This window comes from Shewanella decolorationis, from assembly GCF_004354305.1.
Lineage (GTDB): Bacteria > Pseudomonadota > Gammaproteobacteria > Enterobacterales > Shewanellaceae > Shewanella > Shewanella decolorationis.
On sequence record NZ_CP037898.1, the window covers coordinates 912,635 to 937,313 of the forward strand.

Below are 24,679 nucleotides of genomic sequence, written 5' to 3' on the forward strand. Positions count from 1 at the left end.
CGAGTATACCACCCTTCGACAAAGGTTTTCAGTGAAGGTTCCTTCATCTGGGGTATTTTTAAGCTAAATCGACATCTTATAGTGAGCGGTCACTACTCTAAAACCATATAGCCTTCGGGATAACCGTCTTGTTTCACTTTATTGAGTAATCGGTCAGCAAGCTCTGCTTGGCCGATTGGACCGAGCTGTAGTCTAAACATATTGTTTGCCGGTTGTACACGGGTCTTGACCTGATATTTCTTCTCCAGATCCTTCGCCATTTTGTTTAGCTTATGCTGATCTTTCGAGGCGACCAATTGTATGTAGTGATTACCTGAAGATTGGATGCTGGCGATGGCTGACTGAGTCGCAGCCTTATTGCCCACATAAATCACATCCAGCTTAATGCGCGCGGTACCTGTACCTAACATGCCCAGCTTATACGCGGCGGCATAGGATAAGTCTAAAATCCGGTCGGAGTGGAAAGGTCCGCGATCGTTAATCCGAATAATCACCTGCTTATTGTTATCTAAGTTAGTGACGCGGGCATAGCTTGGCAGAGGCAAGGTCTTGTGAGCTCCTGACATGCCATACATATCGTAGGGCTCACCGTTTGATGTTTCATAGCCGTGGAATTTTTCACCATACCATGAGGCACGGCCTGTTTCGGAGAATCCCTCACCCGAATCTAATACTGTATAGGACTCACCATAAACCGTATAAGGTTTATTACCGCGACGGCTGTAGGGCTCGTATTTTGGCGTCGCGTTTGGCACATGGTCCACGTTGGGTGGATTTATGGGCATCTTATCGTTTTTTAGCGCGTAGCGGCCCTTGTTGGGATCCATGTTCTTGTTCTTCTCGCTGGCCGAGCCAGAATTTGAACTCGAACAGGCCGCGAGCGCAAAACAGCAGCCGAGCATCAAGAGCGGTAAAAGGTTATTTTTTAGCGTCATGTTGTTGCTTCAGTTGTTGGCTAAATTGATAAACGGCCATGGAATACAAAGGGCTACGGTTATAACGGGTGATCACATAAAAGTTATTGAGTCCTAACCAGTAGTCCTTACTATCCACTTGTTCCAGCTCGATGAGCATGGCCTTTTGCGAGGCATCTAAATCGCGGGCGGTGGCTAGCGATAAACTTGGGCTGAGAATATCAGAAACCTTGTAGTGTAACTTCTCGCCGGCCCACACTTTGGCTTTAGGCGCATTGGCACTGCTATTCACTAAAGGGAGCGCAACGGGGGCATGCAACTGCCAGCCGTGTTCATGGAAATAATTGGCCACACTGCCAATGGCATCCTCTGGACTTTGGAGCAAATCACGGTTGCCGCTGCCATCAAAATCCACGGCATAGTGGCGATAGCTTGAAGGAATAAACTGACCAAAGCCCATGGCGCCAGCGTAGGACCCCTTAAGGCTATTGATATCTAAGTGTTCTTCTTTTACCAGCTTCATCAACTCACCAAATTCCTTGCGAAAGAAGGTGGCTCTTGGCTCGTAATAAAACCCTAAGGTATAGAGCGCATCGATTACCGGATAATTACCCGTGTACTGGCCATAGAAAGTTTCTATACCAATAATAGCCACAATAATTTGTGGTTCGACTTGGTACTTTGTCGCGGCCTTGGCTATTGTCGCCTCGTGTTTTTTCCAGAAGGCTAGACCTGCATTGAGGCGCTTTTCTGTTAAGAAAATCGGATAGTACTGATGCCAAGGCTTGGCTTCCCAAGGGCGAGAAATGGCATCGATAACGGCTTGGTTGTAGTTAGCTTTAGCTAAGAAACTTTCAACTTCGGCTTGGGTAAAGCCTTGTGCCATTTGGGTTTTAATAAATTCAGCCTTTAAGGATTCAGGTAATACTGGTGCCTCAGTTAATACGGGGCTGAGAGCCTGTGTCGTTACTGCTGCACTTGGCGGGGGTGTGGGTGCAGCAGGCTCGTTTGCCGTCGAGCAACCAAGGAGATATGAACTGAGGCAAAGTACTGCCAGTGGAGCCAAACAAGCTCGAAAAATAGGCATTAAAAAGTCCCTAAAAATTATCTATCTACAAAACGTCTATGGGTATGAATGCTCATAAGAATGCCAAACCCTGTCATCAATGTCAGCATGGAAGTACCGCCATAGCTGACAAGGGGTAAAGGCACACCCACCACAGGCAGGATACCTGAAACCATACCAATATTCACAAAAACATAAACGAAGAAAGTCAATGTGATACTGCCAGCAAGGAGCCGGGCGAAGCTGGTTTGCGCGCGCGAGGCGATGACTAAGCCGCGTCCGATAATATACAGATACATCAGAAGCAGGATAATGCTACCAATCAGGCCAAACTCTTCACCGATCACTGCAAAGATAAAGTCGGTGTGACGTTCGGGGATAAATTCTAATTGGGATTGGGTGCCATCGAGCCAACCTTTACCCCAGAGACCGCCGGAGCCAATGGCAATTTTCGATTGGATAATATGGTAACCGGCACCTAAGGGATCCTGCTCTGGATCGAGTAGGGTCAATACGCGGGTTCTTTGGTAATCGTGCATCAAGAAGTACCAAAGAATGGGTAAGAAGGCTAACACTGCGGCAATAAAACCGCCCACAATCGCCCAGCTCATGCCCGATAAAAACAGTACAAAAATGCCTGATGCTGCCACCAAAATCGAGGTGCCTAAGTCAGGTTGTTTAGCGATTAATAGGGTTGGTATTAGCAGGATAACCCCTGCACCTGCTAGATAGCGTTTCTTTGGCGGCAGAGGGAACTTACTGATATACCATGCCATAGTGATGGGGAAGGCGAGCTTAATCAGTTCCGATGGCTGGAACTCCATAAAGCCTAAGTTCAGCCAGCGCTGCGCACCTTTATTGATTTCCCCAAAAAAATGTACCCCAAGCAGCAGCACAATCCCCGCAAGGTAAATCGGTAAGGCCCAGCGTTTTAGCGCCTCGGGATTGATCTGTGCCATGGTAAACATAATGCCTAGGGATAAAAACATCCTAAACAGCTGGCGCTCCATCATGCCAAGATCTTCACCGCTGGCGGAGTAGATAACAAACAGGCCAAAGCCCATGACGGCAAATAGGCCGAGCAGTAAGGGCAAGTCGATATGCATTCGTTGCCAGATATTTTGACGTGGTTGGGCACTCATGGTGTTGGTTTCCAAGTGTCTCTTAGCATGTATTCATCGAGCATAGCGCGGGCGACAGGGCCTGCGTTTGCGCCACCCCAGCCGGCGTTTTCCATCACCACTGCGAGGACGATTTTCGGATCTTCAAAGGGCGCGTAGGCGACGACGAGGGCGTTATCGCGGAAATGCTCGGCAATCTTATTGGCATCGTACTTAGTGTTTTCGGCTACGCCAATCACCTGCGCCGTACCGGTTTTCATCGCGGCCGTGTAGCTGGCGTCGGTAAAGCGCGACTTATGAGCAGTCTGGCGCATGGCTTCGTTGATGATTTTCCAGTTGCGCGGATTTTTAAGCTCAATCGGTGGTAACTCGTTAATTGGCGAGTCAATTTTGGCCGTATTATCTTTAATCGACTTTAACAAATGTGGCGGGAAGCGGCGGCCATCATTGGCGAGAATGGCGGTGGCGCTGGCTAATTGCAATGGTGTTGCAGTCCAGTAACCTTGACCGATACCGACAGAAATCGTGTCGCCAATATACCAAGCCTGATTGTATTTTAAGCGCTTCCATTCTTTTGAGGGCATATTGCCTGCCGACTCTTCGAAAATATCGACCCCGGTATTCTGTCCAAAGCCGAATTGTTCCATAAAGCGGGCGATAGGGTCGACACCGATTTTATAAGCCAATTCATAGAAGTAGGTATCGCAGGATTCGACGATGGCGCTGTAGACGTTCACCCAGCCGTGGCCCCAACGTTTCCAGTCGCGGTATTTACGCTCAACGCCGGGGATTTGCCAAAAGCCAGGGTCCCAAATACGGGTGTGCTCGGTGACGGCTTTTTCATCCAATCCCAGCAGGGCGATAATGGGTTTGACCGTCGAGGCTGGTGCATATTGGCCTTGGGTGGCGCGGTTAATCAGCGGGCGGGATTTATCGTTCAATAAATCGCTGTAATCTTTGCTGTTAATCCCTTGGACGAACTGGTTAGGGTCGTAACTTGGGCTTGAGACTAGGGCCAAGATACCACCGTCTCTCGGATCAATAGCGACAATCGAGCCACGGTGACCTTGGAGTAATTCCACGGCCTTTTGCTGTAATTGCAAATCGAGGGTCAAGTAAATATCTTGCCCAGGCTCCGGCGGCACGATTTTAAGCGTGCGGATAGTCCGGCCGCGGTTGTTCACTTCTTCTTCGAGGTGACCCGGCGTGCCGTGCAGCAGAGATTCATAAAACTTTTCAATGCCTTGTTTACCAATATCCTTGGTGGCAGCATAGTTCTTCCATTGATCGTTACGCTCCAATTGGGCGCGATCACGGGTGTTGATTTTGCCTACATAGCCCAGCACATGGGTGAGCTGGCTTGCATAGGGGTAGTTACGCTTTAAACCCGCCTCGACGGAAATCCCAGGGAAGCGATGCTGGTTCACGCTAAAAATCGCCACTTGCTCTTCAGTCAGCTGATTTTTAAGGGTGAGCGGCTTAAAGCGGCGGTGAAACTTTAAGGCGTCGGTAAAGGTTTCGCGCTCATCTGGGGTGATCTCGATTAACTTGCCTAGCTCGTCCAAAGTCTCGGACATATTGGCAATTTTCTCTGGAACCAGATCGAGGGAGTAAAAGGGTTGGTTTTCGGCGAGGAGTACGCCGTTTCTGTCGTAAATCAGGCCACGGCTTGGGGCGATGGGCACGACGCGAATACGGTTGTCATTAGAACGTGTTGCGTAATCTTTATAGGATTCAACTTGAAGGTGATAAAGATTGGTCACCAACACGCTCAAGAGGGCGACAACACAAAAAAAAGTGAACAGCGCACGGCGCTTAAACAGTGACGCCTCGGCGGCGTGGTCGTGCATGGTTATCCGCTTTTTTGGCGACACTTAGGCTATCTCCAGCTGATCCCATCCGGGTGGTTGACACTCGTTAACATCAAGATCCCGCTATTCTCTGTGATAAGGGTGATTGGTGTTCACGCTCCACGCGCGGTATAAGCTTTCGGCAACCACAATCCGCACCAAAGGATGGGGCAGGGTTAATGCCGACAGGCACCAACTCTGATGGGCGGCTTCCTTACAGGCGGGCGCTAAGCCTTCGGGGCCGCCAACCAGTAAGCTCACATCACGACCATCGAGTTGCCATTTGTTCATGGCGGTCGCCAATTCTGGCGTAGTCCAGTTTTTGCCGGGAAGATCTAAGGTGACAATGTGATTGCCCTTAGGGATAGCCGCTAACATTTGCTCGCCTTCCTTTTGCAGGATACGAACGATATCAGCGTTTTTTCCGCGCTTGCCGGCAGGGATTTCAATCAGTTCCAGCGCCATATCTCGGGGGAAGCGGCGTTGGTACTCTTCAAAGCCGCGGGTGACCCAATCGGGCATCCGTGTCCCTACTGCGATGAGTTGCAACTTCATTAGGCTTGCTTTTCTGACCAGAGCTTTTCAAGCTGGTAGAAATCGCGGGTTTGGTCTTGCATAACATGCAGGATCACGTTGCCCATATCCACCAATACCCATTCGCTGCTGTCGCGGCCTTCGATACCAATTGGTGGAATGCCGGCCGCTTTCGCTTCGAGCACGAGGTTTTCGGCGATCGCTTTCACGTGAGTTTTAGATGTACCTGAACAAATCACCATGTAATCGGTAATGTTAGATTGGTTGCTGACATCGATAACCACGACGTCACGGGCTTTTAAATCGTCGATTTTATCGACAACAAACTGCTTTAATTCGGCGCTCTGCACGCTGATGTACCTCATTTATTTTAAATAGCGCGCTAGTATATCAGTCTTGCGCTGTGGAATACATTATCTTAGCGGCCGAGTTTGTATTATTGGCGCGGGATTTTGGGCCTAAGAAAAATAAAGCCGTTGTTTTTGAATGTAATTTAAAGTGATGGGCAGGAGGGCATCCTGTGGAATTTCCCCCATGGCCAGTTGTGAGCGAATTTGGGTGGACGAAATATCCTGTGGGCTTATATCGACGGTAAAGATGCGTCCATGTTGCGGCGCGCTTGAGTGACTGAAGGTTTCAAGCGTTGCCTGACGGGCGCTTAGTTCATGCAGCATTGGATGCCCTTCGGCTAAATGCCAACCCGGGCGCTGACATACCACAATATTGGCTAATTCAAACAGTTGCTGCCATTTATGCCAGCTTTGCAGATGAATAAACGAATCCATTCCCATGATAAAAAACAGTTCGTCCTCGGGATAAAGCAGACTTAACTGCTTAAGGGTGACAACGGTATAGGATGGGCTGTCGCGTTTAGCTTCGATATCACAGAGCTCGAAGCCGGGTAAACTCGCACATACCTGCGCGACCATTTCGAGCCGCTGCGCTGTGGTCGAGTGAGTGGTGTTCTTATGCGGCGGAATATGGTTGGGCATCAGCAGGATTTTATCCAGCTTGAGACTGGCTTTGACTTCCATCGCGGGGCGAATATGGCCGTAATGTATGGGGTCGAAGGTGCCGCCTAAAATACCGATACGCATCAACACTCCGCCTTAATCTAAGCTGATATGGGCCAGATGGCCGTGGGCCTTGGGATCGAATAATAAGCACAGGTGGCTGAGCCCTGTCCAATCTTCATGGCCTAATTGCTTTAGGTTCAGCTCCAGCTTAGACGCGAAGGCAAGCATATGTTCGATTTGGGTGAGGCTTAAGCGCTGCAACGCGGTTTGGTACAAGGGTTTGCGTTTATCCCAAATTCGATGTTTACCAAAGAGACTATTTAAGGGCACGCCTTGGGCTTGTTCACTCTTGAGGCTAAGCAGTAGCTGCAGCTCTTTAAACAAGGCCCAGAGTAAAATCGGCATGGCCGTGCCTTCACCGTTGAGTTGGGCCAGCATATGTTGAGCACTGTCTTGACGATTATTCAGCAGTGCATCGGTGAGCTGAAACACGGTAAAGCGGGATTGATCTTCAAAGTAATGGCTTAATTCGTCGGCACCGATGGGTTGGCTTGGGCTTAACAGTTGTAGCAACTGCATGGCCTGATCGGCGGCGAGTAAATTCCCTTCATACAGGGTGTAGAGCATAGCGCGCGCATCGGGTTGTAAATTCAGTTTAAAGTGCGCGATACGTGAGTCGAGCCAACGTCTGAATTGGTCGCCCTCTGGTGTAGTGCAGGGCAAATAAATCCCTAAGCTATCTAAGGTTTTGAACCACTTGCTATTGGTTTGCTCGCTGGCGAGTTTTGGACCTTCGAGGATCAGCAGCACATCGGGATTAGGCGTTTGAAGTAACGCTTGTAGCGCCGCCGAACCATCTGCACCGGGTTTTGCGTTGGGTAGTGTTAGCTCAATAATGCGCCGGCTGGAAAACAGGCTCATGGATTGCCATTCTTGGGTCAAGTCACCCCAGTTAAAACCCGTTTCTTGAATTAACTGAACGCGCTCTTCAAACCCTTGGCGTTTGGCCGCTTGGCGGATCTGATCCTTGGAGGTTTCGAGCAACCAAGGATCATCACCAAAAATCAGGTAGCAAGCGTGAAGCGGATTGAGATGGCGGGAGAGTTGATCAGGATAAACACGCATTTAAATCACTCTCCACATTTTGTTGCAGTGCCACATTAATTGGGACCCTGCATTAATTCACCTCAGTGCTGGCCATGGATTGCAGGATCCGGTCGGCCGCTTGGATACGCATTTCTTTGACTAACAGTTCCATCTCACGGCTTTTAGCCAGTGCGGTGCGAGGGTCGTCTAAGTAATCGCGGCGAATTTCAATCTTGAAAGGCTGCGCCTCTTTGCCTGGCAAGGCCACGGCAAATTCGACGAGATAGATAAGCTCATACTCGGCCACATTGCCCGTTGGGTAAAGTGACAGGGTCGAACGCTCTAAGGAGTCGGTGATGAGCCTTAACACTGGCACATCATTGGCGGCATCGACAATCTTGACGTTGTTCAAACGTAACCGCTCACGCACCAAACGGGTGAGTTCGCTGTATTCGTCCGAGCTGCTCAAACTGAGTTGATTGAGCTGCTCGGGGATTTGATAGCTACGTTGAAGCTTAAAACCGCAACCTGCGCTGGTCATAATGACCAGCGCCATGATTGCGAAAGCTAAGCGTTTAATTAGCATAAGTTTTCGCGGTTTCCTGTTTGTCTTGTGGACAGCATCCGTTTATCACAGCAACGATGTTAGTTGGCAACGATGCTGAGCAGTTTACCGGGTACATAGATAACTTTACGCACGGTAACACCATCTAAGTACTTGATGACTTGCTCGTCCGCCATACCCAGGGCTTCAACAGACGCTTGGTCAGCATCGGCTGCGACTGTGATCTTAGCGCGCACTTTACCGTTCACTTGTACCACGATGAGTTTGCTGTCTTCTACCAGTGCAGATTCATCGACAACTGGCCATTGGCTGTCTTCGATGCTGTTGGTGTTGCCCAACTCATTCCACAGAGTGAAGCTTACGTGTGGGATGATTGGGTACAGTAAACGCACTACCGCAGTTAAAGCTTCGCCAATGATGGCTCGGTCTTGACCTGTGGTTTGTGGCGCTTTTTGCAGGTGGTTCATCAGTTCCATCACGGCGGCAACCGCAGTGTTGAACATCTGACGACGGCCGATATCATCGGTCACCTTAGCGATGGTCTTGTGTACTTCACGGCGCAGCGCTTTTTGCTCGCTAGTTAATTTGCTCACGTCTAAGGCTTCGCTGTTGTCCTGCGCCACATAATCGCTGGCCAGTTTCCACAGACGTTTGATAAAGCGGTGCGCGCCTTCAACGCCAGACTCTTGCCATTCCAGCGTTAATTCTGGTGGAGAGGCGAACATCATGAACAGACGAACTGTGTCGGCGCCGTATTTCTCTACCATCACCTGAGGGTCGATACCGTTGTTTTTCGACTTAGACATCTTGCTCATACCGGTATAAACCAGCTCGTTACCGTCTTTGTCGATAGCCTTAGTAATACGGCCCTTGTCGTCTTTTTCTGTAGTCACTACATCCAGTGGCGACACCCATACACGGGCACCTTTGTCGTTGGTGTAGTAGAAGGCATCGGCCAGAACCATACCCTGAGTCAGCAGTTGTTTTGCTGGCTCGTTAGTGTTTACTAGACCTGCGTCACGCAGCAACTTGTGGAAGAAACGGAAGTACAACAAGTGCATACAGGCGTGTTCGATACCACCAATGTACTGATCTACGGGTAACCAGTAGTTAGCCTTGGTTGGGTCTAACATTTGGTCAGCCTGTGGGCTGCAGTAACGGGCGTAATACCAAGAAGATTCCATAAAGGTATCGAAGGTATCGGTTTCGCGCAGCGCGTCTTGGCCGTTAACTTGGGTTTTCGCCCATTCTTTATCGGCCTTGATTGGGCTTTGGATACCATCCATCACCACATCTTCTGGCAGAATGACTGGCAGTTGATCTTCTGGCGTTGGGATCACAGTACCATCGGCTAAGGTCACCATAGGAATTGGCGCGCCCCAGTAACGCTGACGTGATACACCCCAGTCGCGCAGACGGTAGTTCACTTGGCGTTTGCCTTTACCTTCAGCCACTAACTTGTCGGCGATGGCATTGAAGGCACCGTCAAAATCTAAACCGTCGAATTCGCCAGAGTTAAACAGCACGCCTTTTTCGGTGTAAGCTGCTTCGCTAATGTCTAACTCGCCATCAACAGGTTTGATAACCGCTTCGATGGGCAGATTGTACTTTTTCGCAAATTCGTAATCGCGTTGGTCGTGACCAGGAACGGACATCACGGCACCAGTGCCGTAGTTCATCAGTACAAAGTTAGCCGCCCAAATGGGCACTTGTTTGCCAGTGATAGGGTGAATAGCGTATAGACCAGTCGCGACACCACGTTTTTCCATGGTGGCTAAATCGGCTTCAGACGTTGTGCTGTTTTTGCACTCATCGATAAAGGCAGCAAGCTCAGGGTTAGATTGCGCTGCTAATTCTGCTAATGGGTGACCCGCGGCAATCGCCACATAGGTTACGCCCATCAGGGTATCTGGACGGGTAGTGTAAATGTCGAATGACTTGTCGCTACCAGCAACACCAAAGGTCATTTCCACGCCTTCGCTGCGACCAATCCAGTTGCGCTGCATGGTCTTAACTTGCTCAGGCCAGCCGTCTAAGGTGTCGATGTCGTTTAACAGTTCTTCGGCGTAGGCGGTGATCTTAATAAACCACTGTGGAATTTCTTTTTGTTCTACAGGGGTATCACAACGCCAGCAGCAACCGTCTTGTACCTGCTCGTTAGCCAGTACGGTTTCATCGTTAGGGCACCAGTTAACAGAAGCTGTCTTCTTGTAAACTAAGCCTTTTTCGTACAGTTTAGTGAAGAACCATTGTTCCCAGCGGTAGTATTCTGGGGTGCAAGTGGCGATTTCACGGCTCCAGTCATAGCCAAAACCTAACAGTTTTAGCTGATTCTTCATGTACTCAATATTTTGATAAGTCCATGGCGCAGGAGCGGTTTTGTTGTTGATTGCGGCGTTTTCTGCTGGCAAACCGAAAGAGTCCCAACCGATAGGTTGTAGCACGTTTTTGCCTTGAAGACGCTGGAAGCGGGCAACCACATCGCCTATGGTATAGTTGCGAACGTGTCCCATGTGGAGTCGACCTGAAGGATAGGGGAACATCGAAAGGCAATAAAACTTTTCTTTGTTTGGATCTTCAGTAACTTCAAAGGTTTTGTTGTCGTGCCAGTGCTTTTGCACTAAGGCTTCAATTTCTGAGGGATTATATTGCTCTTGCATCACGCTATTTCCGGCAGTGCCGCCTATTTATTTGATCTAACGCCATATCGACGCGAATAAGATCTGCATAGAATAAACTAGAAGCGATGCATTAAAAAGGTTCTATGAAGGAGTATTGGTTATGAATGATAGAAGTAGTGCGCTACTAGGACTGTATCAAGCCTTAATTAACGAAGTGAAAGCGCAATTTACGGAAGATAACTCGCTGACTGCAAAGAATTTATTTAAGTCTGTCACTCAAGGGAAAGAGTTTTTACGCCTCAAAGAACAAGCGGGGGAAGATGAGCTCGCCTTAGTGGAGCAATTCTTAAAGCGTGATATTGCCAGCTTTTTGCGTGAGCAAAACGCCGATAGCTTAAGTCACAGCCCAACGGTGATCACCCTAGAAAATACTCTATGGCATTGGTTAAGTGAAATCACTGACCGCAGCCAAGTGGAGTGGCATGAGTTGGCTCAAGACTTCAAACATCACGGTTATTATCAGAGCGGCGATATTGTTAGCCAAGGGGTGATGGTGTGCACTAACTGCGGCCATGAAATGAGTATCGAGTTCCCGGGAGTGATCCCAGATTGTCCCGAGTGTGACCATGAAGAGTTTACCCGCGAGGCGTTAACGCCTTAGTCTTATAGTTTTCCCAAAAATAAAAAACGACGCTTAGCGTCGTTTTTTATTAATCATCAACAGCCTTGGATATTGATATCGTAAAGCGGTGGTGTGCTGGCATCGGCGGCTTGGGTGTAGCGGAAATAACACTGATCGTCATCGACTAAGGTGTTGTCATTCAAGTCGTAGCCAATATACGTAATATCAATCCCTTGGTATTGAATAACGAGTTTATCGTCTTTCTCAATCCATTTTTGGATATCGGTATTGTCTAGATATCCCCATTTGAGTCGGGTTTCGGCCACGCCATCACCATCAAGATCAACGTCAATAATATCGTCACGGCCAGCAACGGCTTGGCTCTGCAAGCTCGGCATTTGGGTCTTGGAATAGGCTAAGGTATTCGCGGTTTTAACGCTGGCTTGGAGTTGCAGCAGGCTTTTTTCCCGCGCCTCTTTACTCATGCCGATAAATTTCGGTGCCGCGATAACCGCTAAAATCCCCAGCACGATAATAACGACCACGAGCTCGATTAAGGTAAAGCCTTGATTGCGTTTGTGATTAATCATTTCAAATTCTGTTGCTGCTTTTGACGACGAATAAAACCGAGTAACAGCAGTGCTCCACATAGGGCTAACAGTGGTGTTTGGCCAATTTTGGCAAACCAAGTTTGACCTGTGACCAATGGAATCGTTGCGCTCAGTACGCCCGTTTCAAATTGTGGCAGTGCAGCTGTTATATTGCCATGCTCATCGACAACCGCTGTTACACCATTATTGGTGGCGCGAACCAAAGGGCGGCCCAATTCAATGGCGCGCATTTGGGCTATTTCCATATGCTGCAACGGACCATTTGAGGTGCCAAACCACGCATCATTCGATACGGTTAATAGCAGATCCGTACCGAGGTTAACACTGTCACGCAGCTGCTCTGGGAAGGCAATTTCATAACAAATTGCCGGAGCAATTTTATGGCCTACGGCGCTCAAATTCGGCTGTTGATAATCGCCCCGCGCGAAGGAGGACATGGGCAGATTGAAGAAAGGGGCAATCGGGCGCAGTAAAGCTTGAAAGGGCACAAATTCGCCGATAGGCAGTAGATGGTGTTTCTTAAACTGGTTGCTGCCATCGCTCTCATAATCGGGCGTGTCTTGCTGCTTCTGATTATGGTTACCTAGCACTATCAAAGAGTTATAAAACTCGTCCTGTTGACGGCTAATAATCCCGGTAATGATTGAAGTGTGGTTAAGGTTGGCGACCTTGTTAGCATTATCCAAAAAGTCTTGCACTTGGTAGTCTGGTGCAGGGATCGCGGCTTCTGGCCAGACGATAATGTCAGCGTCAAAGTGCTCACGGGATAAATCCATGTATTTCAATAGGGTTGGCCAGAGTGACTCGGGTTCCCATTTCATACTTTGGGGGATATTCCCCTGAACAAGTGCAACTTTAACCGACTCGCCCGTTGGCTGGATTTGCGTTAGCTTTGGCGCAGCCCACGCCGCAGCTGCGATGATGGGCAGTAAAATCAATAGGCTTTTGTAGCGCTTGCTAAAACACAGAGCTAAGGCGCCCGCGAGCATCGCAATTAAGAAACTGAGTCCTAGGGCGCCAATGATACTCGCGAGTTCCTTTAATGGACCTTGGGTTTGGGAGTAGCCGGCCCAGATCCAGGGAAACCCTGTCATCACCCAGCCTCTGGCCCATTCGGTCAAGACCCAAAGCGCGGGGAAGAGTAATAGGTTACGCCATAAGGAGGGCGTATTAGTGCGGGTCAACCACACTAAACCGAGGCCCGTTAAGGCCGGATAGAGGGCTAAATAGAGGGCTAGCAGCGCCATTAGCCCCACTGACGCGGCTAAGGGGAGGCCACCAAAGGTGTCCATACTGACATGCACCCAACTGATCCCAACGGCAAAACAGCCAAAACCAAAGCTTAACCAATGAAAAAAGCTGGCTTTCGGATTTAGGGAGCCACTCAGCCATAGGGCTAAGGCCATGGCGACGGGATAGATAATCCACAAGGAATAGGGGGCAAAGGAAAGCGCCGTACTGGCGCCTAAAATAAACGCCAGTACGAGCCGTAACACGCTCAGTCGGGACTTTTGTTGGGCAAAAGCCCGAATGTTAGTTAGCACGGATAATTCTTCTTACACTGAGCGTTATTCTTACGCAGAGGGTTATTCTACGTCTTCACCGATATTGGGATCGGGGAGTTTAACTCTGAGTTGGATTAAGCGTCTGGTATCGGCATTGATGACTTTAAATTCAATACCTTCGATCATAATGCTTTCATTGCGCTCTGGCAGATGACCAAAGGCATGGGACACTAAACCACCGACGGTATCAAACTCTTCATCGCTGAAGTGAGTATTAAACTCTTCGTTAAAATCCTCGATAGGCGTCAACGCTTTCACCATGTAGACAGTGTTACCGACCTTGCGGATCTCTGTGTCTTCAGGGCTATCGTGGTCGAATTCGTCTTCAATCTCACCGACGATTTCTTCGAGAATATCTTCAATGGTTACCAGACCCGATACTCCGCCGTATTCGTCGACGACAATCGCCATATGGTAACGCTGGGAGCGGAATTCTTTGAGTAACACGTCGACGCGTTTGCTCTCAGGCACAACGACGGCGGGGCGGATCACGCGCTCAAGGGAGAAGGGTTCTTCACTGTTTGAGAAACCATAAGGGATCAAATCTTTAGCCAGTAAAATACCTTCGATATGGTCCTTATCTTCGTTCACCACAGGGAAGCGAGAATGGCCTGAACCGATAACCGTTGCGAGCAATTCTTCGACGGTATTGTCGATTTGAATCGCGACAATTTGAGCTCGTGGGATCATAATATCCCGAACACGCATATCAGAAACTTCTAATACACCTTTGATCATTTCGCGGGTGTCTTCGGTGATTAACTCGCGCTGCTCCGCGCCATCAATCACATCGACTAAGTCTTCGCGATTTTGAGGTTCGCCCTGAAATAACTGACTTACTCTGTCAAACCAGCCTTTCTTTTGGGCGCTCGTACTCGGGGGGATATCGTCACTCATAGTTTTCTCATTAACTTTGATGTATGACATCTTAGCTAATTATTGTTCCTTATATGGGTCAGTAAAACCTAAGCTTTCAATGAGTTGAGTCTCTAGCGACTCCATCTCTTCGGCTTCTTCGTCTTCAATGTGATCATAACCTAGCAGATGCAGGCAACCATGTACAACCATGTGTGCCCAATGGGCTTCTAGGGTTTTATCTTGTTCACGCGCTTCATTTTCAACGACTGCGGCACAAATGACAAGATCTCCAAGCAGTGGAAGTTCAATTTCTGGTGGTGCTTCAAAGGGAAACGACAACACATTGGTCGGTTTGTCTTTGCCTCTGTAGGTGCTGTTTAGCATTTGGCTTTCACGGGCATCGACGATGCGAATTGTCAGCTCCGCCTGTTCCATGCTGTTACCAATGGCGGTTTTTACCCAGAGAGCAAACTGCTCTTCACTCGGCAGATAGTCACTCGCCGTGGCGTATTGCACATCTAAGGCTAAATCAAGACTCATGCTTTAAAACTTCCGGTTGCGTTTGTGGGTGTGCTTGTTGATAGTCGCGGCGCTCTTTTTCGGCCTTTAATGCCTGCTCTTTACGATCGTAAGCATCATAGGCTTCGACAATCCGAGCAACCACTGGGTGACGCACTACGTCTTGAGACACGAAGAAGTTAAAGCTGATTTCCTCGACTTGGCTCAGGACTTCAATGGCGTGGCGTAGACCCGACTTAACATGTTTGGGTAAGTCCGTCTGAGTGATGTCACCGGTGATGACCGCGCGCGAGTTAAAGCCAATACGGGTTAAGAACATCTTCATCTGTTCAACCGTGGTGTTTTGGCTCTCATCGAGAATAATAAAGGCATCGTTTAAGGTGCGACCGCGCATGTAAGCTAGAGGCGCCACTTCGATGACGTTTTTCTCGATTAAGCGTTCCACCTTTTCAAAGCCGAGCATTTCGAACAAGGCATCATAAAGTGGGCGCAGGTAAGGGTCGACTTTCTGGCTTAAATCGCCGGGTAAGAAGCCGAGTTTTTCCCCTGCTTCAACCGCGGGGCGGGTAAGCAGAATACGGCGCACTTCTTGACGCTCTAATGCATCAACGGCGGCGGCCACTGCTAAATAGGTTTTACCCGTTCCCGCAGGGCCAATACCAAAGGTAATATCATGGCGCACAATGTTGGCCACATAGGTGCTTTGGTTGGGGTTACGCGGTTTAATAACGCCACGGCGAGTTTTGATAAACAAGGCTTTATCATCACCGCTATCGTCCTGCTCTAAGGCGATGGCTTCTTGGATTGCCAAGTGCACTTGTTCAGGATCGAGATCCGGCGTGCTGCCCTTGACCGTTTGGGTCTCGATATAGAGCTGCTTAAGTAAGTTGTTAGCACTTAAACAGTTACGTGGCAGTCCGGTAATTTGAAAATGGTTGTTCTTACGGACTATCTCAACGCCAACGCGACGCTCAATCTGTTTGATATTGTCATCGAAGGGACCGCACAGCGAGGCCAAACGGCGGGTTTCTGCGGGTTCGAGATACAGATTCATTGTGGTTAATTTACTGGACAAATAGTACTCCTATTGTCAAATACCAAGCAAAGTGCTGAGTGAAAAGCCAAGTGCGATGCCTGTTTGCTATCGCAACTTCTGATCAGAAGATAAACTCAGTTTACGAGCCATAGCAGATAATTGCTAACGGAAAATCGTTAAGCCCAAGGGTTTTGAATAGCTTGTTCAATACAAGGCAAAAGTACACAAAACAAAAAGGGCGACACTGAGGTTAATTAAACCATGTCGCCCTGATATAGGTGCTACTCGCTAAATTTTAAACCCTTAAGGTTTAAATTGTGTCACACCGAGATCGTCATCCTGTTTGTGTTTCGCCAGAATATCCGATGGGCGCAGGTTGCGGCGCAGATCCATTTCATCTTCACCGCGGATAAATTTACCGCGCAGTGAGTTAGTGTAAACGTCGACAATTTCGACATCCACAAAGCTACCAATGTGCTTTGGCAGGCCTTCGAAGTTGACGACACGGTTGTTTTCGGTACGGCCGCGCAGCTCCATGGGGTTTTTCACCGATGGGCCTTCAACCAGAATACGTTGTACTGTGCCCATCATATGGCGGCTGTAACGCATGGCTTGTTGAGTGATACGGTCCTGCAGAATCGCCAGACGTTGTTTTTTCTCTTCCATATCAACGTCATCGGGTAAATCTGCCGCAGGTGTACCTGGGCGCGCACTGTAGATAAAGCTAAAGCTGTGGTCAAAGCCTACATCTTCAATCAGCTTCATGGTATCGGCGAAGTCTTCTTTGGTTTCGCCTGGGAAGCCAATGATAAAGTCAGAGCTGATTTGGATATCAGGACGGGCTTTGCGCAGACGGCGGATGATTGACTTGTACTCAATCGCCATATGGCCACGCTTCATTGCCGTCAGAATGCGGTCAGAACCGGATTGCACTGGTAAGTGCAGGAAGCTGACTAATTCAGGAGTATCTTCGTAAACGTCGATAATGTCCTGCGTAAATTCAATCGGGTGACTGGTGGTGAAGCGAATACGGTCGATACCATCGATAGCGGCGACATAGCGTAATAGCTCGGCAAAGGTACAAATGCCGCCGTCGTGGGTTGCACCACGGTAGGCGTTAACGTTTTGACCGAGCAGGTTGACTTCGCGCACACCTTGTTCTGCCAGTTGGGCAATCTCGAGGATGATGTCGTCCGATGGACGGCTGACTTCTTCACCACGGGTATAAGGCACCACGCAGAATGAGCAGTATTTGCTACAACCTTCCATGATAGACACAAACGCCGTTGGGCCTTCGGCGCGCGGTTCTGGTAGACGGTCAAATTTTTCGATTTCAGGGAAGCTCACGTCGATCACGGCCTTTTCGCCACGACGTACTTGGTCGATCATATCCGGCAGACGGTGCAGTGTCTGTGGTCCAAAGATGATGTCGACGCACTGAGCGCGGTCTTTGATCGCCTTACCTTCCTGCGATGCAACACAACCACCCACACCAATGATCAGATCGGGATTTTTATCTTTAAGGGTTTTCCAACGACCTAACTGATGGAACACCTTTTCCTGCGCTTTTTCGCGGATAGAACAAGTGTTTAGCAGTAGAATGTCCGCTTCTTCAGCTTCTTCAGTCAAGGTGTAACCTTGGTATTCGCCTAAAAGATCCGCCATCTTGGATGAGTCATACTCATTCATTTGACAGCCCCAAGTTTTAATATGGAGTTTTTTGCTCATCAGTTGTGTTGCCCTACGCTGCCCAGTAAATATGTGCCCAAGCTGCCTTTGCCCTGTTAGAGACAAATCCGGCCGCCCAGTAAAAATAGCGCGACATTTTACCCGCAGTTATGGCTGCTGACCAGCTTTGTCCACATTTTTACTCGCCAATCCCCTGAGATTGTGATACCCACAAAGAAGCTAGGTTTATCTCAGCGGATGAGTTTTGTGCGAGGGATGGCTGGCTAAATTGGGCTGCATTTGCCATTTCTAACAAGCTATTACGGGCTTGAATGCTAATGTCTTCACGGATTTCGAGTCGAAATACGCTCAACATTTCCGTGGTATGTAGATATAGGGCATAATCGAGTGGGTCGCGGTAACTGACTGTGATGGTTTCCATCACTGGCGTTGCCGCCAGAGCATGACTAAATGGGACTGCGCTGCAAATCAGTAGACTACTGGCTATCTGCAAGTGGATGAGTGTTTTCATGACATCCTCACTAACTCTATTAAGTGGATTCACTGGTAACTCGTCCCGAACGGCTAGGGCTCGCTAAGTGAGATGCTAATCGGCTTATCCCGCAGACCGCCTGAGATCCCCGCGGGGTTGACTTAGAGTGTTGTGGCTTTGTTAAGCGTGAAAACTTGCCTTTGTAAGCAACTGTGAGCAAATGCGCCCCTAGCAACATTTGCTCACCTTTGAGCTGAAATTGACATGCTTTTGATACAATGCCCGCGATCAGCGTGATGCGCTTTAAGCTTGAGCCTTAATTTCGAGCTCTAGCTAAGGGTAAAGTGCGTCAGATAAATGGAAAGAATTCTAAAGAGTGGTAACTAAGATGAGCCAAGCGATAAGCCAAACACAGCAACCAAGCCAGACAACCACAGATGTTCAACAATTTGATGTGATCCTTGTCGGTGGCGGTATGGTGGGCGCGGCAACGGCTATCGGGCTGGCGAAGCAAGGCTTACAAGTGGCGGTGATTGAATCATTTGCCCCCAAGGCTTATTCCCCCGAGCAGGCATTAGATGTGCGCGTGTCGGCGATAAGCGTGGCCTCTGAACAGTTACTCGAGCAGCTAGGCGCGCTCGAGAGTCTGCTTAACATGCGTAATGTGCCTTATCTGGGCTTAGAAACCTGGGAGCTTGATGGTTGCATTACTCAATTCCATAGCTCACAAATCGGCGCGAGTCATTTAGGGCATATTGTAGAAAACCGCTTGGTGCAACTCGCCCTGTGGGAGCAAATGCAGCAATGGGATGCGATTAAATTGTTTTGCCCCGAGCGTGTGGCGACATTTTCGCGCCTCTCAGACGGGGTGAGCGTACACTTACAATCCGGTATTCAGCTTGAGGCAAAGCTGCTCATCGGGGCCGATGGCGCCAACTCGCAGGTGCGTCAATGGGCGGGGATTGGCATTTCGGGTTGGGACTATGCCCAATCGGCGATGCTGATTAATATCCAAACCGCCCAAGGCCAGCAAGATGTCACTTGGCAACAATTTACCCCTAACGGCCCGCGCTCGTTATTACCTCTACCCGGCAATCATGCGTCGTTAGTCTGGTATGACGATGCCAATCGCATTAAACAGTTAATGCAGCTGAATCATAAGCAGCTTGCCGACCAAATCCGCCAGCATTTTCCCGCTCGCTTGGACAGTGACTTTACCGTTGAAGCCAAAGGCAGTTTTGCCCTCACGCGCCGCCACGCGAATGCCTATTTTAAGCCGAATGTGGTGATTTTAGGGGATGCGGCGCACACCATTAATCCGTTGGCGGGCCAAGGGGTTAACCTCGGCTTTAAAGATGTAGAAGCCTTACTGGCGGTCATCAAGACTGCATTAACCGAGGATAAACCTTGGTGGTCCACCGAGGTTTTAAATGCCTATCAAGCTAAACGTTATCGCGATAATCAACTGATGATGACGACCATGGATGTGTTTTACGCAGGCTTTAGTAATGACATTCTGCCGCTTAAATTACTGCGTAACGGCGCGTTAAAACTGGCCAATATTAATTCTCCTATCAAGCGAACCGTGCTGAAGTATGCGATGGGGCTCAATTAGGCCACATCGTGAGTGTTGACTCACTCGGCATTTGTTGACTTACGCATTGAGTGCTAAAATGCCGCGTTTTTAACGAGCGTAAGCGGCATTATTAACTCAAGATGGTCGTCCATGTGCGTTTTGCCAGCGACCAATTAACGCAGTATTGAGTGCCATTAGTGAGTGTCATGAGCGAAATTAAATTAATCGTAGGTCTTGCCAATCCGGGCGCCGAATATGCGCAGACTCGCCATAATGCGGGCGCTTGGTATGTGGAAGAATTGGCCCGCATCTGTGGCGTCAGCTTAGTGCCGGACAGCAAGTATTTTGGCCTCACCGCCAGAGCCGTATTGCATGGCAAAGATGTGCGTTTGCTGATCCCAACCACTTATATGAACTTAAGCGGCAAAGCCGTGGGGGCCTTAGCGAATTTCTTCCGTATTACGCCTGAAGAAATTCTAGTGGCCCACGATGAGTTGGATATGCCGCCAGGTGTGGCTAAATTTAAACTCGGTGGCGGTCATGGTGGCCATAACGGTTTAAAAGACATTATTGCTAAACTGGCTAATGATAAAAACTTCTACCGTTTACGGATTGGGATTGGCCATCCTGGCGATAAGAATAAAGTCAGTGGTTACGTACTGGGTAAGGCGCCAGCCAAAGAACAAGAGCTGATCAACGCCGCCGTGGATGAAGCCGTACGTTCCACTGAAGTGCTATTTAAAGAGGACATGGTGAAAGCCATGACTCGCTTACACTCCTTTAAAGCGGAGTAAGCCAAGTGCTCGCGGCCTGCATAAAGGACGGCGAACACCAAGACAATAGAATTAATCAATGTACTGCCGAAGGGCAGGGTGACTATAAACTTGCTGGTGAGTGTGACTCGCCAGCCTATCATCGAGAGAAAGGTAAGAATATGGGTTTTAAATGCGGCATTGTTGGTCTTCCTAACGTAGGTAAATCAACGCTTTTTAATGCGTTAACTAAGGCTGGCATCGAAGCGGCAAACTTCCCGTTTTGTACCATCGAGCCAAACACTGGCGTAGTACCTGTGCCGGATCCACGCTTAGACGCGTTGGCGGCAATTGTAAATCCGCAACGTGTACTGCCAACCACCATGGAATTCGTGGATATTGCTGGTCTAGTGGCGGGCGCGTCTAAAGGTGAAGGTTTAGGTAACAAGTTCCTTGCCAACATCCGCGAAACCGATGCTATCGGTCACGTGGTGCGTTGCTTTGAAGATGACAACATTGTCCACGTGGCTAACCGTGTTGACCCTGCACGCGATATCGAAGTCATCAACACTGAATTGGCATTAGCCGACTTAGACAGCTTAGAGCGTGCGGTGATCCGCCAACAAAAACGCGCTAAGGGCGGCGACAAAGACGCTAAGTTTGAAGTGGATGTTCTCGAGAAGATGCGTCCCATCCTCGATGAAGGCCATATGCTGCGTTCTATGGATCTTTCAAAGGAAGAATTAGAAGCCGTTGCTTACTTAAACTTCTTAACCTTAAAGCCAACCATGTACATTGCTAACGTGGCTGAAGATGGTTTCGAAAACAACCCACACTTAGATGCAGTACGTGCCATTGCTGAAAAAGAAAATGCCATTGTCGTGTCTGTGTGTGCCGCCATTGAGTCAGAACTGGCTGAAATGGAGGCCGAAGAGCGTGATGAGTTTATGGCGGACCTCGGGTTAGAAGAGCCAGGGTTAGACCGCGTGATCCGCGCTGGATACCAATTGCTGAACCTGCAAACTTACTTCACTGCGGGTGTAAAAGAAGTGCGTGCTTGGACAGTTTCTGTAGGCGCGACGGCACCACAAGCAGCGGGCGTTATTCACACCGACTTCGAACGTGGCTTTATTCGTGCTCAAGTGATGGCATTTGATGACTTTATTACCTATAAAGGTGAAGCGGGCGCCAAAGAAGCAGGTAAGTTACGTGTAGAAGGCAAGACATACATTGTACAAGACGGCGATGTAATGCACTTCCTGTTTAACGTATAACAGCTTTGATAAAAAGGGCTAAGCTTTAGAAAGTAAGGCAAAATACGGGCAACAGAGGTTGATTTAGCGCATCTGTTGCTCAGTTTGGTGAAGTAATAGCCGAACGGTTTGTCTCGAGGGAAATAGCGAAAAAAAGCTGTTGACCTCGATACCTCGAATAAGCATAATACGCCCCGTTCCTCGCTACGAGGGGCGCGCAATAACGAAGTGGCAATGTAGCTCAGCTGGTTAGAGCACAGCACTCATAATGCTGGGGTCGCAGGTTCAAGTCCCGCCATTGCTACCATTTCGTTATCCTAGCGTTTGCTAGCATCAATTCAGGATGTCAAATTGAAACAGTGCGGGAATGGTGAAATTGGTAGACACGCCAGATTTAGGTTCTGGTGCCGAAAGGTGTGAGAGTTCAAGTCTCTCTTCCCGTACCATTATTTTTAAACATCGGCGTTAGCGGATGTATGAAACAAGTTAGTGATGGGGTATCGCCAAGCGGTAAGGCACCGGGTTTTGATCCCGGCATACCTAGGTTCGAATCCTAGTACCCCAGCCATCATTTCATGTTTCTCAGTTTTTGGGGTATCGCCAAGCGGTAAGGCACCGGGTTTTGATCCCGGCATACCTAGGTTCGAATCCTAGTACCCCAGCCATGGCAATGTAGCTCAGCTGGTTAGAGCACAGCACTCATAATGCTGGGGTCGCAGGTTCAAGTCCCGCCATTGCTACCATATTTAAATCCACGTTAAATCAATTTGATTTATCTGGTAAAAATCCAGAGACGCCTTTGTTTGCCAATCTGGTACATTTTGATGCGGGAATGGTGAAATTGGTAGACACGCCAGATTTAGGTTCTGGTGCCGCGAGGTGTGAGAGTTCAAGTCTCTCTTCCCGTACCATCAAAATGCAACCTTTAGGTTGATGACAAGTTAATTGGGGTATCGCCAAGCGGTAAGGCACCGGGTTTTGATCCCGGCATACCTAGGTTCGAATCCTAGTACCCCAGCCATAGTTAAAAAGCCCGTCCTACGACGGGCTTTTTGCTTTCTGTCTTTTGTATGTGCTTATCGAGTCACTCTCTCATTACTTCGTTATTTTCCAATCTTCTTTCCGATATGGTTAGCGTGCTATGGCATCACTAGCGCAAGCCTTGAATTTTGGCTATGTGCTAATGGCTAAGATGTGCTTAATGGGTGTTTATAGAGATAAAAAAGCCACAGTGTTGAATAAACACTGTGGCTGACACCGACAAAAGTGAAATGCGGCTAAAACGCTCGCCGAGCGTCGAGCAGTCGTTATTGTACGGGTTTTACTTCTTTAATCGCTGCGGGGGCTGCGACTTCACTCACCGCCTTTTCAAGCACTGCTTCCTGCGTCGCTTTTACATCGCCTGTGGCAACCGCTTTTAGGGGCGCAGCCGCTGGGACTTGTTCTTGTAGTTTTTCCGTGCCTGCATCTATCGCCTTTTGCTGTAGTTTTTGCGGATCTGTGTAGTCAGCCAGTTCTTTAGGCCAGCTTGGTACCAGTTTCTCTGCCTGATCGGTAAATTGCTCAGAGATAATTTTTGGCGAGCCACCCGTAAGCAACATCACCGCTATTTGGTTGGTTTCTGAGTTCCACACAAAACCTGCTTTTTCGGCCATTTCCGGCACAGGCGTATAGGTCGACACCATATAAAACAGCGGACCTTCCTGTTGGATTTTATCGGCGGTTTTTAGCAGCGATACCGTGGTCTCGTAATTGTCTCCGAGCAGGGCCTTCATCCGATCTTTAATCAGTGGCTGTTCGAACAGCCCCACGTCATTTGGATTTAATCCGACAAGGGGTTTTAGCAGTGCCCACATCAGTTGGCCTTGGGGGGACATTAACAGCAGCGGAGCAACACAGGCATTAAGCATTAATGCGAGCCAGATAATGTGTAGGCAACGCATTTTTTTGAGCAGAGTTGTACTCAAGATGATATTTCCTTTGGAAGTACCAGCAAGTCGCCGGCGGCGGATTGTAGCCGATTGCGATTCTGTAAACGAGAGGGGTGAATAAGTAAATTTTTACAGTGATTAGAGGGTAAAAGGTTAGGTTTTATCTAATTGAAATTGTATTGGTTTTACAATTGTTTCTGTGTTCTCAGCTTCTTTTTTCACACTGTGAGTTTGTGATATTTCCCATCAACCTTGCCGTTATACCGTACTTGAGATGTAAAGAATGTAAATTTGAGTTTGTTGATAATAAATATCATTTAATCTCTATCCAATTAATTTTCGTTAATACAGGCTATTAGCTAACGGTTGGTGGCGATTTAGGCGCTCGCCTAATATCCCTTCTTGAGAGTCAGTCATTGAAATTAAAAGTCAGTAAATCATCGCTTTCCTTCGCTCGGATTATTCATGTTTATGTCTCTATGGCACTGCTGCTGTTAATGCTGTTTTTTGCTATTACTGGGATCACTTTAAACCACCCCAATTGGTTTTCTTCAGCGGATCAAGAACCGCGACATGAACAGTTTGATATTCCTAACTACTTGATACCAGCTGCGCCACAGGAGCCTGAGTGGCGTTTAGCGGCGGGGCATTGGTTAAAAAGCCAATGGGATATGGATATCGGTACTGCCGATATTGATGAGGATGAGATAAGCCTAGTGAATAAAGGCCCTGGCACCTATCGCACCGTCACCTTAGATCTGCTCGACGGTAAAGCCTATGTTGAGACCTTAGATTATGGCGTTATTGCGGTGCTGAACGATCTACACAAGGGGCGCAATACTGGGATTGTCTGGGCTTGGGTGTTAGATCTCTGCGCCTTGTTGATTATTCTCTTTTCGCTCACCGGCGCCTATTTGCTAGTACCTCAAACGAAACGATTGAAAAAATCCTTGTTGTATATGGTGCTTGTCAGTTCAGGCTGCGCACTTGTGTATGTCTATTTTGTTCCATAGGGAGAACCG

23 protein-coding genes and 7 tRNA genes are annotated in these 24,679 nt (G+C 48.6%); 12 read left to right on the forward strand and 18 right to left on the reverse strand.

What is annotated here, in order from left to right:
* Positions 1-92: 92 nt before the first annotated feature.
* The 10 genes from EYR25_RS03995 to leuS all read right to left on the reverse strand — a co-directional run bounded on the left by EYR25_RS03995 (position 93) and on the right by leuS (position 10,812).
* Positions 93-935 carry a septal ring lytic transglycosylase RlpA family protein gene (locus EYR25_RS03995; RefSeq protein WP_023268307.1) on the reverse strand — a complete coding sequence of 281 codons (843 nt, stop codon included), beginning with the start codon at positions 933-935 and terminating at the stop codon, positions 93-95.
* A complete protein-coding gene (gene mltB / locus EYR25_RS04000) occupies positions 919-2,001 on the reverse strand; it encodes a lytic murein transglycosylase B (protein ID WP_023268306.1) in 1,083 nt (360 codons plus the stop codon). The genes EYR25_RS03995 and mltB overlap by 17 nt, the downstream gene beginning before the upstream one ends.
* 17 nt (positions 2,002-2,018) lie before the next feature.
* Positions 2,019-3,122: a rod shape-determining protein RodA gene (gene rodA / locus EYR25_RS04005; RefSeq protein ID WP_023268305.1), complete on the reverse strand. Its 1,104-nt coding sequence runs from the start codon at positions 3,120-3,122 to the stop codon at positions 2,019-2,021.
* Positions 3,119-4,975, reverse strand: a complete 1,857-nt coding sequence (gene mrdA / locus EYR25_RS04010) for a penicillin-binding protein 2 (protein WP_011716117.1) — start codon at positions 4,973-4,975, stop codon at positions 3,119-3,121. Before mrdA ends, rodA begins: the two co-directional genes overlap by 4 nt.
* A gap of 60 nt (positions 4,976-5,035) precedes the next feature.
* On the reverse strand, positions 5,036-5,506 hold the full coding sequence (gene rlmH, locus EYR25_RS04015; RefSeq protein ID WP_011621784.1) for a 23S rRNA (pseudouridine(1915)-N(3))-methyltransferase RlmH: 471 nt from the start codon (positions 5,504-5,506) through the stop codon (positions 5,036-5,038).
* Positions 5,506-5,835, reverse strand: coding sequence for a ribosome silencing factor (gene rsfS, locus EYR25_RS04020; RefSeq protein WP_037430791.1), 330 nt, complete (start codon positions 5,833-5,835; stop codon positions 5,506-5,508). Before rsfS ends, rlmH begins: the two co-directional genes overlap by 1 nt.
* A 108-nt stretch (positions 5,836-5,943) precedes the next feature.
* A complete protein-coding gene (gene nadD, locus EYR25_RS04025; RefSeq protein ID WP_133178624.1) occupies positions 5,944-6,582 on the reverse strand; it encodes a nicotinate-nucleotide adenylyltransferase in 639 nt (212 codons plus the stop codon).
* Positions 6,583-6,594: 12 nt separating this feature from the next.
* Positions 6,595-7,626 (reverse strand): DNA polymerase III subunit delta, encoded by a 1,032-nt coding sequence (gene holA, locus EYR25_RS04030; protein WP_133178625.1) that lies wholly within the window; start codon positions 7,624-7,626, stop codon positions 6,595-6,597.
* A 52-nt stretch (positions 7,627-7,678) separates the two neighbouring features.
* Complete coding sequence (locus EYR25_RS04035) at positions 7,679-8,173, reverse strand: LPS-assembly lipoprotein LptE (protein WP_133178626.1); 495 nt, start codon at positions 8,171-8,173, stop codon at positions 7,679-7,681.
* A 59-nt stretch (positions 8,174-8,232) separates the two neighbouring features.
* Positions 8,233-10,812, reverse strand: coding sequence for a leucine--tRNA ligase (gene leuS / locus EYR25_RS04040; protein WP_133178627.1), 2,580 nt, complete (start codon positions 10,810-10,812; stop codon positions 8,233-8,235).
* Between the two features lie 121 nt (positions 10,813-10,933).
* On the opposite strand from leuS, the gene EYR25_RS04045 reads away from it, so the two are divergent.
* Complete coding sequence (locus EYR25_RS04045) at positions 10,934-11,434, forward strand: zinc ribbon-containing protein (protein WP_133178628.1); 501 nt, start codon at positions 10,934-10,936, stop codon at positions 11,432-11,434.
* 56 nt (positions 11,435-11,490) lie between these two features.
* Here EYR25_RS04045 and EYR25_RS04050 read toward each other — a convergent pair whose 3' ends face one another.
* The 7 genes from EYR25_RS04050 to EYR25_RS04080 all read right to left on the reverse strand — a co-directional run bounded on the left by EYR25_RS04050 (position 11,491) and on the right by EYR25_RS04080 (position 18,184).
* Positions 11,491-11,985 (reverse strand): type II secretion system protein, encoded by a 495-nt coding sequence (locus EYR25_RS04050; protein WP_165953460.1) that lies wholly within the window; start codon positions 11,983-11,985, stop codon positions 11,491-11,493.
* On the reverse strand, positions 11,982-13,550 hold the full coding sequence (lnt, locus tag EYR25_RS04055; RefSeq protein ID WP_133178629.1) for an apolipoprotein N-acyltransferase: 1,569 nt from the start codon (positions 13,548-13,550) through the stop codon (positions 11,982-11,984). The genes EYR25_RS04050 and lnt overlap by 4 nt, the downstream gene beginning before the upstream one ends.
* Before the next feature lie 42 nt (positions 13,551-13,592).
* Entirely contained in the window at positions 13,593-14,468 is an 876-nt protein-coding gene (gene corC, locus EYR25_RS04060; protein ID WP_039978917.1) for a CNNM family magnesium/cobalt transport protein CorC, read from the reverse strand.
* Positions 14,469-14,507: 39 nt separating this feature from the next.
* Complete coding sequence (ybeY, locus tag EYR25_RS04065) at positions 14,508-14,969, reverse strand: rRNA maturation RNase YbeY (protein WP_023268295.1); 462 nt, start codon at positions 14,967-14,969, stop codon at positions 14,508-14,510.
* Positions 14,959-16,023, reverse strand: a complete 1,065-nt coding sequence (locus EYR25_RS04070) for a PhoH family protein (RefSeq protein ID WP_088210888.1) — start codon at positions 16,021-16,023, stop codon at positions 14,959-14,961. The genes ybeY and EYR25_RS04070 overlap by 11 nt, the downstream gene beginning before the upstream one ends.
* A gap of 264 nt (positions 16,024-16,287) precedes the next feature.
* Positions 16,288-17,712: a tRNA (N6-isopentenyl adenosine(37)-C2)-methylthiotransferase MiaB gene (gene miaB, locus EYR25_RS04075; RefSeq protein ID WP_023268293.1), complete on the reverse strand. Its 1,425-nt coding sequence runs from the start codon at positions 17,710-17,712 to the stop codon at positions 16,288-16,290.
* A 139-nt stretch (positions 17,713-17,851) separates the two neighbouring features.
* The gene (locus tag EYR25_RS04080; protein WP_133178630.1) at positions 17,852-18,184 is read right to left on the reverse strand and encodes a hypothetical protein; all 333 of its coding nucleotides are present in this window, start codon (positions 18,182-18,184) and stop codon (positions 17,852-17,854) included.
* Positions 18,185-18,533: 349 nt separating this feature from the next.
* On the opposite strand from EYR25_RS04080, the gene EYR25_RS04085 reads away from it, so the two are divergent.
* From EYR25_RS04085 to EYR25_RS04130, 10 genes are all read left to right on the forward strand, one after another.
* Positions 18,534-19,760 carry an FAD-dependent monooxygenase gene (locus EYR25_RS04085; protein WP_165953461.1) on the forward strand — a complete coding sequence of 409 codons (1,227 nt, stop codon included), beginning with the start codon at positions 18,534-18,536 and terminating at the stop codon, positions 19,758-19,760.
* A gap of 167 nt (positions 19,761-19,927) precedes the next feature.
* Positions 19,928-20,515 carry an aminoacyl-tRNA hydrolase gene (gene pth, locus EYR25_RS04090; RefSeq protein WP_011621799.1) on the forward strand — a complete coding sequence of 196 codons (588 nt, stop codon included), beginning with the start codon at positions 19,928-19,930 and terminating at the stop codon, positions 20,513-20,515.
* Between the two features lie 140 nt (positions 20,516-20,655).
* Entirely contained in the window at positions 20,656-21,747 is a 1,092-nt protein-coding gene (gene ychF, locus EYR25_RS04095; protein ID WP_133178631.1) for a redox-regulated ATPase YchF, read from the forward strand.
* A 209-nt stretch (positions 21,748-21,956) separates the two neighbouring features.
* A tRNA-Met gene (locus tag EYR25_RS04100) sits at positions 21,957-22,033 on the forward strand.
* A gap of 54 nt (positions 22,034-22,087) precedes the next feature.
* Positions 22,088-22,172, forward strand: a tRNA-Leu gene (locus tag EYR25_RS04105).
* A 47-nt stretch (positions 22,173-22,219) separates the two neighbouring features.
* A tRNA-Gln gene (locus EYR25_RS04110) sits at positions 22,220-22,294 on the forward strand.
* Positions 22,295-22,316: 22 nt separating this feature from the next.
* Positions 22,317-22,391, forward strand: a tRNA-Gln gene (locus EYR25_RS04115).
* Position 22,392: 1 nt separating this feature from the next.
* Positions 22,393-22,469, forward strand: a tRNA-Met gene (locus EYR25_RS04120).
* Positions 22,470-22,552: 83 nt separating this feature from the next.
* Positions 22,553-22,637: transfer RNA gene (locus tag EYR25_RS04125), tRNA-Leu, on the forward strand.
* 35 nt (positions 22,638-22,672) lie between these two features.
* A tRNA-Gln gene (locus tag EYR25_RS04130) sits at positions 22,673-22,747 on the forward strand.
* 286 nt (positions 22,748-23,033) lie between these two features.
* On the opposite strand, the gene EYR25_RS04135 is transcribed toward EYR25_RS04130, so the two are convergent.
* Entirely contained in the window at positions 23,034-23,669 is a 636-nt protein-coding gene (locus tag EYR25_RS04135) for a hypothetical protein (RefSeq protein WP_165953545.1), read from the reverse strand.
* 404 nt (positions 23,670-24,073) lie between these two features.
* Here EYR25_RS04135 and EYR25_RS04140 point away from each other — a divergent pair, with 404 nt between their 5' ends.
* Complete coding sequence (locus EYR25_RS04140) at positions 24,074-24,670, forward strand: PepSY-associated TM helix domain-containing protein (protein WP_023268288.1); 597 nt, start codon at positions 24,074-24,076, stop codon at positions 24,668-24,670.
* Positions 24,671-24,679: the final 9 nt, after the last annotated feature.

What these genes read in the sequence shown, in the direction of transcription:
- EYR25_RS03995 (WP_023268307.1), bottom strand. Translation starts at nt 935, where the DNA reads ATGACGCTAAAAAATAACCTTTTACCGCTCTTGATGCTCGGCTGCTGT.
- mltB (WP_023268306.1), bottom strand. Translation starts at nt 2,001, where the DNA reads ATGCCTATTTTTCGAGCTTGTTTGGCTCCACTGGCAGTACTTTGCCTC.
- rodA (WP_023268305.1), bottom strand. Translation starts at nt 3,122, where the DNA reads ATGAGTGCCCAACCACGTCAAAATATCTGGCAACGAATGCATATCGAC.
- rlmH (WP_011621784.1), bottom strand. Translation starts at nt 5,506, where the DNA reads ATGAAGTTGCAACTCATCGCAGTAGGGACACGGATGCCCGATTGGGTC.
- nadD (WP_133178624.1), bottom strand. Translation starts at nt 6,582, where the DNA reads ATGCGTATCGGTATTTTAGGCGGCACCTTCGACCCCATACATTACGGC.
- holA (WP_133178625.1), bottom strand. Translation starts at nt 7,626, where the DNA reads ATGCGTGTTTATCCTGATCAACTCTCCCGCCATCTCAATCCGCTTCAC.
- EYR25_RS04035 (WP_133178626.1), bottom strand. Translation starts at nt 8,173, where the DNA reads ATGCTAATTAAACGCTTAGCTTTCGCAATCATGGCGCTGGTCATTATG.
- leuS (WP_133178627.1), bottom strand. Translation starts at nt 10,812, where the DNA reads ATGCAAGAGCAATATAATCCCTCAGAAATTGAAGCCTTAGTGCAAAAG.
- EYR25_RS04045 (WP_133178628.1), top strand. Translation starts at nt 10,934, where the DNA reads ATGAATGATAGAAGTAGTGCGCTACTAGGACTGTATCAAGCCTTAATT.
- EYR25_RS04050 (WP_165953460.1), bottom strand. Translation starts at nt 11,985, where the DNA reads ATGATTAATCACAAACGCAATCAAGGCTTTACCTTAATCGAGCTCGTG.
- corC (WP_039978917.1), bottom strand. Translation starts at nt 14,468, where the DNA reads ATGAGTGACGATATCCCCCCGAGTACGAGCGCCCAAAAGAAAGGCTGG.
- ybeY (WP_023268295.1), bottom strand. Translation starts at nt 14,969, where the DNA reads ATGAGTCTTGATTTAGCCTTAGATGTGCAATACGCCACGGCGAGTGAC.
- miaB (WP_023268293.1), bottom strand. Translation starts at nt 17,712, where the DNA reads ATGAGCAAAAAACTCCATATTAAAACTTGGGGCTGTCAAATGAATGAG.
- EYR25_RS04080 (WP_133178630.1), bottom strand. Translation starts at nt 18,184, where the DNA reads ATGAAAACACTCATCCACTTGCAGATAGCCAGTAGTCTACTGATTTGC.
- EYR25_RS04085 (WP_165953461.1), top strand. Translation starts at nt 18,534, where the DNA reads ATGAGCCAAGCGATAAGCCAAACACAGCAACCAAGCCAGACAACCACA.
- pth (WP_011621799.1), top strand. Translation starts at nt 19,928, where the DNA reads ATGAGCGAAATTAAATTAATCGTAGGTCTTGCCAATCCGGGCGCCGAA.
- ychF (WP_133178631.1), top strand. Translation starts at nt 20,656, where the DNA reads ATGGGTTTTAAATGCGGCATTGTTGGTCTTCCTAACGTAGGTAAATCA.
- EYR25_RS04135 (WP_165953545.1), bottom strand. Translation starts at nt 23,669, where the DNA reads ATGCGTTGCCTACACATTATCTGGCTCGCATTAATGCTTAATGCCTGT.